9 protein-coding genes are annotated in these 12,167 nt (G+C 61.6%); 2 read left to right on the top strand and 7 right to left on the bottom strand.

The window, feature by feature from the left end; genetic code table 11:
• The first annotated feature begins 353 nt into the window (after positions 1–353).
• Positions 354–2,585 (top strand): NADP-dependent isocitrate dehydrogenase, encoded by a 2,232-nt coding sequence (locus CSQ95_RS10575; RefSeq protein WP_099409459.1) that lies wholly within the window; start codon positions 354–356, stop codon positions 2,583–2,585.
• 108 nt (positions 2,586–2,693) lie between these two features.
• Here CSQ95_RS10575 and CSQ95_RS10570 read toward each other — a convergent pair whose 3' ends face one another.
• The 6 genes from CSQ95_RS10570 to CSQ95_RS10545 all read right to left on the bottom strand — a co-directional run bounded on the left by CSQ95_RS10570 (position 2,694) and on the right by CSQ95_RS10545 (position 8,673).
• Positions 2,694–3,137: a DUF411 domain-containing protein gene (locus tag CSQ95_RS10570; protein WP_070218523.1), complete on the bottom strand. Its 444-nt coding sequence runs from the start codon at positions 3,135–3,137 to the stop codon at positions 2,694–2,696.
• A 68-nt stretch (positions 3,138–3,205) separates the two neighbouring features.
• On the bottom strand, positions 3,206–3,586 hold the full coding sequence (locus CSQ95_RS10565; protein ID WP_099409458.1) for a hypothetical protein: 381 nt from the start codon (positions 3,584–3,586) through the stop codon (positions 3,206–3,208).
• 41 nt (positions 3,587–3,627) lie between these two features.
• Positions 3,628–4,968 (bottom strand): diguanylate cyclase domain-containing protein, encoded by a 1,341-nt coding sequence (locus CSQ95_RS10560; RefSeq protein WP_099409457.1) that lies wholly within the window; start codon positions 4,966–4,968, stop codon positions 3,628–3,630.
• Between the two features lie 194 nt (positions 4,969–5,162).
• The gene (locus CSQ95_RS10555) at positions 5,163–6,275 is read right to left on the bottom strand and encodes a sulfotransferase (RefSeq protein ID WP_099409456.1); all 1,113 of its coding nucleotides are present in this window, start codon (positions 6,273–6,275) and stop codon (positions 5,163–5,165) included.
• A gap of 34 nt (positions 6,276–6,309) precedes the next feature.
• The gene (cysC, locus tag CSQ95_RS10550; RefSeq protein ID WP_099409455.1) at positions 6,310–6,939 is read right to left on the bottom strand and encodes an adenylyl-sulfate kinase; all 630 of its coding nucleotides are present in this window, start codon (positions 6,937–6,939) and stop codon (positions 6,310–6,312) included.
• A 24-nt stretch (positions 6,940–6,963) separates the two neighbouring features.
• A complete protein-coding gene (locus CSQ95_RS10545) occupies positions 6,964–8,673 on the bottom strand; it encodes a methyl-accepting chemotaxis protein (protein WP_175444826.1) in 1,710 nt (569 codons plus the stop codon).
• Between the two features lie 423 nt (positions 8,674–9,096).
• Here CSQ95_RS10545 and CSQ95_RS10540 point away from each other — a divergent pair, with 423 nt between their 5' ends.
• Positions 9,097–10,704: a hypothetical protein gene (locus CSQ95_RS10540; RefSeq protein ID WP_143449936.1), complete on the top strand. Its 1,608-nt coding sequence runs from the start codon at positions 9,097–9,099 to the stop codon at positions 10,702–10,704.
• 88 nt (positions 10,705–10,792) lie between these two features.
• Here CSQ95_RS10540 and CSQ95_RS10535 read toward each other — a convergent pair whose 3' ends face one another.
• Positions 10,793–12,157, bottom strand: coding sequence for an amino acid permease (locus CSQ95_RS10535; protein WP_070291489.1), 1,365 nt, complete (start codon positions 12,155–12,157; stop codon positions 10,793–10,795).
• Positions 12,158–12,167 lie beyond the last annotated feature (10 nt).

The raw sequence follows: 12,167 nt of genomic DNA, 5'->3' as shown, positions 1-12,167 counted from the left end.
TATAAAGTTAGTAGGGAGGAATTGCATGCACGATATTATAAATGAGAATCATTACTATTTATAATAATTGGAATAGTCATTGCTGCCACGCTCATGTCCATGCCGCGCGCGTGCCTGGAGGGCATTTCAGCGTGGAAAATGGTCATCCTGGGCCTTCAGATTCGGATATTTGCTGTCTTATATAAGATTCGTCGCCATCGGATACACAAACAGCGGCAGGACAGTCTAAAATACGCGGTGGGCAAGCACGGCGTCACCGCCGGCACACTAGCCGTCCAAAGCAAGGCTAACCGTCCTGTGTTTGGAATGAAGAAAGTTAACCACCAGGCATCACCGCATACAAGGGAATGAACATGGCAACACAAAAATCCAAAATCATCTACACGCTGACTGACGAGGCGCCGCTGCTCGCGACGTATTCCCTGCTGCCGATTATCAAAAAATTCACCGCGCCGGCTGGCGTGGACGTGGTGTCCAGCGATATTTCGGTGGCGGCACGTGTACTGGCTGAATTTCCCGAATTCCTGACGGACGCGCAAAAAGTTCCGAATACCCTGGCTGAACTGGGCAAATTGACCCAGAATCCGGACACCAACATCATCAAGCTGCCGAACATCAGCGCCTCGCAAGGCCAGCTGATCGCTTGCGTGCGCGAACTGCAAGGCCGTGGCTACAAGCTGCCCGACTATCCGGAAGATGCGAAGACCGAAGAAGAAAAAGCCTTGAAGGCCCGCTACGGCAAGTGCATCGGCAGCTCGGTCAACCCGGTCCTGCGTGAAGGCAATTCCGACCGCCGCGCACCGAAGGCCGTCAAAGAATATGCGCGCAAGCACCCGCATTCGATGGGCGAGTGGAGCCAGTCGTCGCAAACCCACGTCTCGCACATGCACCATGGCGACTTCTACCACGGCGAAAAATCGCTGACCCTGGAAAAAGCGCGCGATGTCAAGATGGAACTGGTCACGGCCTCGGGCAAGACCATCGTGCTGAAACCGAAGGTTTCCCTGCAAGCGGGCGAGATCATCGACAGCATGTTCATGAGCAAGAAAGCACTGCTGGAGTTCTACGAGAAGGAAATCGACGACGCCTTCAAGACGGGCGTGATGTTCTCGCTGCACGTCAAGGCCACCATGATGAAGGTCTCGCACCCGATCGTCTTCGGCCACTGCGTGCGCATCTTCTACAAGGACGCGTTCGCCAAGCACGCCGAACTGTTCGACAAGCTGGGCGTGAATGTCAACAATGGCATGAGCAACCTGTACGACAAGATCGAGACCCTGCCAGCGTCGCAAAAAGATGAAGTATTGAAAGATTTGCACGCCTGCCACGCGCATCGTCCGGAACTGGCCATGGTCGACTCGGCCAAGGGCATCACCAACTTCCATTCGCCGAACGACATCATCGTCGACGCGTCGATGCCTGCCATGATCCGTATCGGCGGCAAGATGTGGGGCGCCGACGGCCGTCCGAAAGACGTCAAGGCAGTCATGCCGGAATCGACTTTCGCACGCATCTACCAGGAAATGATCGGCTTCTGCAAATGGCATGGCAACTTCGATCCGAAGACCATGGGCACCGTGCCGAACGTGGGCCTGATGGCGCAGCAAGCGGAAGAATACGGTTCGCACGACAAGACGTTTGAAGTGCCTGAAGGCGGCACCGCCAACATCACGGACCTGGAAACGGGCGAAGTGCTGCTGACGCAAACGGTGGAAGAGGGCGATATCTGGCGCATGTGCCAGGTCAAGGACGCGCCGATCCGCGACTGGGTCAAGCTGGCCGTCACGCGCGCGCGCAACTCGGGCATGCCTGCCGTGTTCTGGCTCGATTCCTACCGTCCGCACGAGAACGAAGTCATCAAGAAGGTACAGGTTTACCTGAAGGAGCACGACACCAAGGGCCTGGACATCCAGATCATGTCGCAGACGCGCGCCATGCGCTACACGCTGGAACGCGCCTTCCGCGGCCTGGACACCATTTCCGTAACCGGCAACATCCTGCGCGACTACCTGACCGATCTGTTCCCGATCCTGGAACTGGGCACGTCCGCCAAGATGCTGTCGATCGTGCCATTGATGGCCGGTGGCGGCATGTACGAAACGGGCGCCGGCGGTTCGGCACCGAAACACGTCAAGCAGCTGGTGGAAGAAAACCATCTGCGCTGGGATTCGCTGGGCGAGTTCCTGGCGCTGGCCGTGTCGCTGGAAGACATGGGCATCAAGACGGGCAATGCGAAAGCCAAGATCCTCGCAAAAACCCTCGACGAAGCCACCGGCAAACTGCTGGACAACAACAAGTCGCCATCGCCACGCACCGGCGAGCTGGACAACCGCGGCAGCCATTTCTACCTGGCCATGTACTGGGCGCAAGCCCTGGCAGCGCAGAAGGACGATGCGGAACTGGCGGCGCACTTCGCGCCAGTGGCAAAAGCCCTGGCGGACAACGAAGAAAAGATCGTTGCCGAGCTGAAAGCAGTGCAAGGCAAGGAAACGGATATCGGCGGTTACTACCTGCCGGATCCCGCGAAGACGGAAGCGGTCATGCGTCCTAGCGCCAGCCTGAATGCCGTGCTCGACACCATCTGATGCAGTCCTGACAGGCAATAGGTTCTTTACTGCCTGACAAAAAAAACGCCGCCGGAAGCGATTCCGGTGGCGTTTTTCATTTTCCCTGCATCTTACTGGCCCTGCATCTTACTGGTAGTGCTTGTAAACACTGGTGCTGCCATTGCTCTTGACCAGCAAGACGTCGTATGCATCCTTGCGCGGCCCTTCCATGCCTGGCGAGCCCATCGGCATTGCCGGCACGGCCAGGCCCTTCGCCTTGGGTTTTTCGCGCAGCAGCTGCTTGATGTCGCTGGCCGGCACATGGCCTTCGATGGCGTAGCCGTTGACGAGGCCCGTGTGGCAGGAGCCGAGCGCGTCGGGAATGCCGGCCAGCTTGCGGTATTGCGCCGGCATCTCGACGTTTTTCGCGCGCACCGTGAAACCGTTCGCTTCCAGGTGCTTGATCCATTCGGAACAGCAGCCGCACGAGGCGCTCTTGTAGACTTCAATGACGGGCAGGGCCGCCATGGCGAACGTGGGCAAGCCCAGCATGGCGGCGAAGGCGCCGCGCAGTATGTAATGTTTGATCATGTGTCGCTTTCAGACGGAATAGGGCTATCGTGGCCACCGCGGTGGCCTGCTTGGGACGAGCTTGGAATTTAAGCGGAAAGCGGCCGCGGGGGCCGGCGCGGGCCATCGGGAATGAATCCCGGCAGCAAGGTATCCGTTGCAGCGGCGACGCGTTGCGCACCCGTGCCGGCGGCGGCAGGCAGGGAGAGGCCGGGCGGCATCAAGGCGCCCAGGCAAAAGCTGGAACAGGCGCCGCACGCGGCATGCTTGGCAGGGGTCTTGTTTTCTTCCGGCGTGCCGGCGCTGTCCGTGATGGCGGATGACTGCACGGCGTGATGCTGGCAAGCCGCTGCCATCGTGGCGGCAGGCAATGCCGCAAGCGGCGCGCACGCCCGCATGGCGCCCGCCGCCTGCAGCGGCACCGCCGCGATCAGCAGCAGGATCAGCCATGTTTTGAAGAGTCTTAGCATCGCCGGAAAGTATAGCATGCGGGTACTGTCGCCAGGGCAGGCTAGCGCGAGGCGGCGGCAAGCATCTTCGATGCATACATGGCCCGGTCCGCATGGCGCAACAGCAGTTGCATGGTATCGCCGTCTTCCGGATAGTGGGCCACGCCGATGCTGACGGTGATCCGCAATTGCTGTCCGTTACCCAGGTGCAGCGGCGCGGCCAGGGCCGCGTGGATCTTTTGCTCGATCAGGCTGACATCGGCCGGTGTGACATTGCTTTCCAGAAGCACGACGAATTCATCGCCGCCCATCCTGGCCAGCGTGTCTGTTTCGCGCATGCAATCGCGCAGGCGGTTCGCCACCGTTTGCAGCAGCAGGTCGCCACAGGCATGGCCGTGGTCGTCGTTGACGCGCTTGAAGTTGTTCAAGTCCAGGAACAGCAGCGACAGCCGGCCTTCCTGGCGGTGTGCGCGCGCGAACGCCGTGTGGAGGCGGTCGTGGAACAGGCGGCGGTTCGGCAAACGGGTCAGTTCATCATGCATGGCCATGAACTGCATTTGCGTCTGCAACTGCCGGCGCTCGATGGCGGTCGCTAGTTGCTTTGCGACAAATTGCAGCAAATCCTGGTCTTGTGCCGTGCCGATGACGGCATCCTGGCCGCCTTGCAAGGCCAGCGCGCCGATGCTGCCCATCGAGGAATACAGGGGCACGGCAAGCCAGCACGAGGACAGGGCGCCAGCCGCCGTTTGCAGCGCCGGCGGCAGGCCGGCCAGTTGTCCCGCCTGCAGCAGCAAGGGGCGGCCGCTGCGCAGGACTTCGTCGCACAGCAGGCTGGCCAGGGACGGCGTCGGCTGCGGCACGCTGTCGTCGGCATGGCAGGTCATCAAAGGCTGTGCGCCATGTTCGTCCTGCAGCAGCAAGGTCAGGCTGCGCGCAGGCAAGTGCTCGCCGATGATGTGCTGTATGCGGTACAGCAAGGCGGGCAAGTCCTGTGTCGCCTGCATGGCTTCAGAGATGGCGTACAGCGCAGCCTGCTTCGCCTGCGCCTGTTTCAGCAAGGTGATGTCGCGCGCCACGGCCACGCGTAGCTGGTCGGCGGCGGACCAGCGGGCCGACCACATGATGTGGGCAAGGCTGCCATCCTTGCGCAGGTAGCGGTTTTCAAAGTGCGTCTGCGCATGGCCATCCATGATGGCGCGCGCGGCGGCCAGGGTGCGGGCGCGGTCGGCGGGGGCGACCATGTCGAGCATGAGCTTGCCGATCATTTCCTGCTGCGTGTAGCCGAAGATGCGTTCGCAGGCGGCGCTGACGAACACGAAGCGCCCGTCCACGTCAACCATGCACACGGCATCAAGCAGCAAATCGGTGAAACTGGCGACCGGCGCGCTAATCATATGTTTCATATGCCCACCATTCTAGTGGACATTACCGATCGATATTGAAATTGTTGTTTTTAGGGATAAGTGACTGGGCAGCGCGACTTGCCCGGGAGGCAATGGCGGCGGCATGCCCAAGCTTGTCACCTAGAAAGAACTATCAGGCAAGCAGCTGCTCGCCAGGCGCAGGAGGGCAGCCTGGAACTGGCGATGGCCAGGCTTTAATCACTGACGACAAACGCGCCCTGGTCGAGTTGATCCAGCGTGACGATGGTGCTGCTGCCCTGCGCGCCGCTGGCCTGGCTGAGCCGTGCATGCAGCTGGGCCAGATAGTCGGCGCGGCAGCGGCGCAGCACGTAATCGCGGAAGTTATCCTGTTCCAAGGCGTGCCAGGCGCGTTCGCGTCCTTGCGCCGAGCGCTTGCCGGCCAGCTCGATCAGCGCGGGCGTGATGTTGGCGTCGCCGCGGCTCAGGCGCGCGTAGCCGTAGCGGTCCATATACGGGCCGGTGAGCGTTTCGATGAGGTTGATGTCATCGTCCGATAGTTGCTGCCTGAATTTGTCGATGTTGGCCGCGATCGGCGCATAGCAGTTGGCCGACCAGAGCGATGACAACTGCGCGATTTGCCGCGCCTCCGCCGACGCGGCCACGTCCAGCATTTGCGGCAGGAAGGCGATGCCGAGAAAATCACATACCGTTTCCAGCGTCTCTTGTTGCCGCGACAGGAAATCTTCATAGCGTATCGTCAGCACGCGCTGCGGATAGCGTTGCACGACATGGTCGACTGCCGCATGGGCGGCCAGCCAGGTCCTGGCATTGAGCAGCGTGTCGAAATCGTGGATGATGGCGCGGTTCATCGACGCCACTTGCGCGCGCGGATCGCGCACCACGTTCAGGAACAGCATGTCGGGATATAGCCGCACGATGTCGTCGGCGTAGTGCACGCTGTCGAGCGACTTGTCCATCACCACCTGCGCCTGGCGGCGTTCGCCCGCGCGCAGCAGCAGCTCCCATGCCACGCGGTGGATGCTGCGCGGCTGGCCGCGCAGCGTCTCGAACACTTCCACCGGATCGAAGACGACCCCGGGCCACTTGACCATGCTGGCCGCCGCCAGGCCCACCACATCGACCACCAGGCGAAAGTAGGCGCGGTCATCGCGCAAGTCGCCGTACAGGGGCAGCAGCGGCATCATGTCAACCAGGTGCAGTGGATACGGCGAATAAAACTGCGGCGACAGGTTCAGGCGCAGGCGCAGGGCATGGCTGCCGCAGCGGCGCAAGGGGATCATCATGACGGGGCGCGGGCCGTGGCCGGGATGGTGGCTGCTGATCATCTCATCATTCCTCGAAAAAGGTGGCCGCGCGGCATCAGATGAAGTGCGGGCACAGTTGCTGGAACAGCCGCTCGCAGGCCTGTTCCAGCGACAGCACGCCCGTGTCCAGCATAAGCGCAGGCGCCAGCGGTGCCTCGTAGGGCGCGGAGACGCCCGTAAATGCAGGGATCAGTCCGGCTCGCGCTTTTTTGTACAGTCCCTTGGGGTCGCGTTCCTCGCATAGCGCGCTCGGCGTGCTGATATAGGCTTCGATAAAACTGTCGCTGCCGATGATCTGGCGCGCCATCTCGCGGTCGCTGCGCAGCGGCGAGATGAAGGCGCAGATGACCATCATGCCGGCATCGTTCATCAGCCTGGCCACGACGGCGCTGCGGCGGATGTTTTCCTGGCGATCGCGGGGAGAGAAACCCAGGTCTCCGTTCAGGTGGTGCCGCATATTGTCGCCATCGAGCACGCAGCTCAGGTGACCCTCTGCCAGCAGCCGCCTTTCCAGCGCGTACGCCAGCGTCGACTTGCCTGCGCCGCTCAGGCCGGTCAGCCACAGTGTCGCGCCTTGCTGACCGGCCAGCTGGCCCCGTTGTTCCTTGCCGATATGGCTTGCATGCGGGAAGATGTGCGTCGCTACCACTTCGCCCGCAGCGGCGATCTGTTCCAGTTTACCCACGTGTGCCACTCCCCCGTTGCCGGCTCAAAACTGTTCCCACTCGATTTCGCTGGGCTTGGCGACGGCCGGACGGGCCGGCTTTGCCGTGGCGGGCGCGCGCCGTACTGCCGGCGGCGGTGGCTGACGGCTGACCAGGCGCAGTCCCGCATCGCGGCCGCCAGCGATGTTGCCCACGCGGAAGACGCTGACGACATCGTTCAGGCTGTTGACCTGTTCCTGCATCGCTTGCGCTGCGGCGGCGGCTTCTTCGACCAGTGCCGCATTTTGCTGCGTCACATTGTCCATTTGCGTCACGGCCATATTGATTTGCTCGATGCCAGCGGATTGTTCCTGGCTGGCGGACATCATTTCAGACATGATGCCGGTGACGCGCTTGACGCTGGCGACCACCTCGTGCATGGTCGATCCTGCCTGTTCGACCAGCCGGTTGCCGGCCTGGACCTTGTCGACCGAGTCGCCGATCAGGTCCTTGATTTCCTTGGCTGCGGCGGCCGAGCGCTGCGCCAGATTGCGCACCTCGGTGGCCACCACGGCAAAGCCGCGCCCCTGTTCCCCGGCACGGGCCGCCTCGACCGCCGCGTTCAGCGCCAGGATATTCGTCTGGAAGGCGATGCCGTCGATGACGGCGATGATGTCGACGATCTTGCGCGCCGAGACATCGATGGCCGCCATGGTGTCGACCACCTGCGCCACCACGGCGCCGCCCTTGGTGGCGACATTGGAGGCCGATTCGACCAGCCCGTTGGCCTGGCGTGCATGGTCGGTGTTGATGCGCACGGTGCTGGTTAGTTCTTCCATGGATGAAGCGGTTTGCTCCAGCGTACTGGCCTGCTGTTCCGTGCGCGAAGACAAGTCCAGGTTGCCCATGGCGATCTGGCCTGCCGCCGTGGCGATGGTCTCGGTGCTGGCGTGAACTTGCTGGACGATCTGCGCCAGGCTGTCGCGCATCGATTGCATGGCGTGCAGCAGGCTGTGCGTGTCGCCGGGGCGGGTATGAATGGGCACGGCCAGGTTGCCGCTGGCAATCTGCCCGGCGATCGCCGCCGCTTCGTCGGGCTCGCAACCGAGTTGGCGCGTCACGCTGCGCGTGATCAGCACGGCGGCCAGCAGGCTGGTGATGAGGGCCAGCGAGCCGATGCTCAGCATCACCAGGCGCGCCTGGCTGTAGGCCGCCTCGGCCATGCTGGAGGCCTCGTTATTCTGCTTTTCCTCGACGGCGATCAAGGTGCGCAGCAATTCCCACCAGCGCTTTTGCACGGGGCGGAATTCATAGCGCAGCAGTTTGTAGGCATCGTCCTGCTTGTGCTCCAGCGCCAGCGCGGCGGCCCGCTGAATGAAGGGCGCCGCCAGGTCGCTTTGTGTGCGGATCTGTTCGAGCAGGCTTTTTTCTTCGCTCGAGGTGCCTTCCAGCTTGGCGAACATTTCCCCCAGCTTTTGCTGGGCAGCGGCGTATTTTTTTTCCTGCTCCGCGATGCGCGCGACCTCGATCTGGATCTCTTTCTCCTCCTTCAGCAAAATCAGATTGCGCAGCGCCAGCGCCCGCTCGGTCACTGTCAAGTCCATAGTCTGGGCCAGCCTGGTTTCGACGTTGTTGACCTTGGTCGCCTCATCCATGCGGTCCTGGATTTGTCGCATGCTGGTCAGCCCCAGCGCGATGACCAGCAACAGGAACAGGGCGACCAGGCCAAAGCCCATGCCGAGCCGCTTGGCGATGGTTAAGTGCATAAATTTCATATTGCCTCCTTAAGGCCGTGCTTGCGGTTCCGAATAAGCATATGCAGCTTTATCACGAAGCACTCAGCGATCATATTGATTGCGGGCGGGCGAAATATCACACTTAGTCACTTTCAGCATTTGAGCAACAGTGGAAATTTACTTGTGGCAACTGTTCAAATTGAGTTAGATGGCGAACACCTGCGAACGCTGGCATGGCGGCGGAGCGTGATTTGTATCAAGAATGAAAAATTTTCATGCTCCTTTGCGCTCATGATTTCACATTTCACGTCGTTATAGCAGTGTCTGCTTAGCGCTTGAGATGCGACCCATCCCTTGCTCTGAGAAAACATGGCAGTACTCGACGGCTACCAGTTATCAAAAAATGAAAGTTATGCATACTTTACCTAACCACCCACCTTCGTTTAGCAAGGCATAAGACCCATGACCTCCGTCTCCTCGATCCCGAGCTGGAATCCAAGTCCCTCACGCGCGCCCAATGCCGCTGCCACCAAGGCGGATGCCACGCCGTCTCCGGCGCCGAGTCCGTCCTCCATTGTTGACATCGGGGCGACGCAAGCCGTCGCGCAGCTGCTGCCTTCGCCGACGATATGGGAAAGCGCGACCCGCAACAAGGTGAGCGAGGCGATGACAAAGAGTTTCTCTTCGCATGCGTTTGGCGGCCGCTTCAGCGGCCTGGGCGCGGCCATGCTGGGGCAGGCCAAGCTGGGCAACTACAATTTCTCGCAGGCGATGCGGCAGCCGCCGCCGAGCACCACGCCGAATGTCTATGCGGCGTCCGGCATCGCGCCGGGCAGCCTGCATGGCAATGGCGAAGACAAGGTTACCCTCAGCATCACGACCAAAAGCGGCGTGGAAGTCAAGCTGTCACTCGACAGCCAGGGCGACGGCCTGGCCGTGAGCATGACGACCAGTGGCGACCTCAGCGACGCTGAAGCCAGCGCCCTGGGCGACCTGGCGAAGGGTTTTCAGGACGCCATCGATGGCATGGGACGGGATACGCCGAAAATCAAGCTGGAAGGCTTGATGCAGTTCGACCAGCAGTTGCTGGCATCGGTGAAACTGCATGCGGAAGTCAAGGTGCGCGGCGAGATAGAGGGCGTGCAAACCCTGGATTTCCAGGCCGATGGCGCGCAGCGCAAGGTCAGCTTCAGCGGCGAGGCCGGCAGCCTGGACCTGAAGGTCGACGCCAGCCAACTCAATACCCTGGGCAGCCGCGAACGGCAAGCCAAGGCGCTGGGCAGCTACATGAAGCAGTTCGACCAGGCGGCGTCGCGCGGCCACGGCGACGCGGGCCTGGTGGCCATGCTCAAGGATAGCTTTACGGCCTTGCACAGCAATACCGCCGCGCCGCAAGCGGCCACGGACACACCCGAGACGGGCAAGTGGCGCCTGGCGGCCGAGGACAAGTCCATCCTGACGGGGCTGGCCGATTTCAGCGCCTCCGTATCGCAGGCCGTGAAATTCAGCAATCCCATGCGCAGTTCGGAAAAGGATGGCTACAATTATGAAGTGTCGCAAAAGACGCTGCAGGCCGGCGCCAGCCAGGACGAGCGGTCAGTCAGGCAGCAGCAGCAATCGAAGCTGAGCGCCAGCTTCCATGAGACCCTCGTCCCCGGCGTGCCGCTGCGCCTGACGGACAGCACGGAATCGCAGAACTATACGTATCATCAGATCGAGGATACGGCCAGCAGCGATGCGCAGGTGGCCTACAAGGATGGCAAGATGGTGAAGGCGAGCTTGCGGCAGGAGGGCAAGCAGTCCGAGCATGTCATGAAGTATTTCCTGGCCAAGCTGGAATCGGACAAGACCATACCAGGCAATTATTCCGTGCTGCGCGATTTGCTGCCCGTGCTGGGACCGTACCGGACCGGAGAGCTCGGCATGACGCCCGAGAAGAAGGCGGAGCAGCGCCAGCAGGCGATGCTGACCTTGAGCGACGATGTGCTGCTGCAATCGTATGCGGGCCAGACCGTCAGCATGTGGCGAACCGATGCACAGCCGGAAGAGGGCGGAGCCGCCGTCGCGTAGACATGACCGCGCGTCCATGCAAAAAGCCCGTCTGCGAAGACGGGCTTTTTGTTTGCTTGTTGCTTGGCTGGATGCGGCGCAAAACAGCCTATGCCTTGGCCTTGTTTTGCTTGATCCAGTAGCCGACGCCCAGCGCGGCCAGCCACACGGGAATCAGGTAGACGGAGATGCGCAGGCCCGGCGTCAGGTACATGATCACCAGGATGCCGGCCAGGAACACCAGGCACAGGTAGTTGGTGAACGGGTAGCCCAGGCTCTGGAACAGGGTCGTCTTGCCCTCGGCCTTCTTTTGCGCGCGGAAACGCAAATGGATCCAGCTGATCATGGCCCAGTTGATGATCAGCGCCGACACGACAAGGCCCATCAGCACTTCGAACGCTTCGCCCGGCATGAAGTAATTGACCACCACGCAGGCGCCCGTCGCCAGCGCGGACACGCCCAGCGCCACCAGCGGCACGCCGCGGCGGTTCAGGTGCAGCAGCGCGCGCGGCGCATTGCCTTGCTTGGCCAGGCCGAACAGCATGCGCGTGTTGCAGTACACGCCGCTGTTGTAGACGGAGAGTGCCGCCGTCAGCACCACCACGTTCAGGGCCGTGGCCACCAGGTTGCTGTCGAGCGCATGGAAGATCAGGACAAAAGGGCTGCCGCCGGTGACGACGTTTTGCCACGGGTACAGCGACAGCAGGATGCCGAGCGCGCCGATGTAAAAGATCAGGATACGGTAGATGGCCTGGTTGGTGGCGCGCGGAATCGTCGTGCTCGGATCATCCGCCTCGGCCGCCGTGATGCCTACCAGCTCCAGGCCGCCGAACGAGAACATGATGACGGCCATGGCCATCACCAGCCCCTGCCAGCCATTCGGGAAAAAGCCGCCGTGCTGCCACAGGTTGGCCACGGACGCCTGCGGCCCCGCGTCGCCGGAAGCGAGCAGATACGCGCCGAAGACGATCATGCCGATGATGGCGACCACCTTGATGATGGCGAACCAGAATTCCATCTCGCCAAACGCTTTGACATTGAGCAAACTGATGGCGTTGATGGCGCAAAAGAAGATCAGCGCCGAAACCCAGGTCGGCACGCCGGGCCACCAGTACTGCACGTAGATGCCGACGGCCGTCAGCTCGGCCATGCTGACGAGCACATACAGTACCCAGTAATTCCAGCCCGACAGGAAGCCGGGCAGGTGGCCGCAGTATTTGTCGGCGAAATAGCTGAAGGAGCCGGCGACGGGTTCGTCGACCACCATCTCGCCCAGCTGGCGCATGATCAAAAAGGCGATGACGCCGGCAATGCCATAGCCGAGCAGCACGGAAGGGCCGGCCATCTTGATTGTTTGCGCGATGCCCAGAAACAGGCCGGTGCCGATGGCGCCGCCCAGGGCGATGAGCTGGATGTGGCGGCTTTTCAGGCCGCGCTTGAGCTCTTGTGGTTCGGTATTCCCGACTGCCGTCATATGTTTTATC

This window comes from Janthinobacterium sp. BJB304, assembly GCF_002735765.1.
Classification (GTDB): Bacteria; Pseudomonadota; Gammaproteobacteria; order Burkholderiales; family Burkholderiaceae_D; genus Janthinobacterium.
This window is presented reverse-complemented; position numbering and strand designations above follow the sequence as displayed.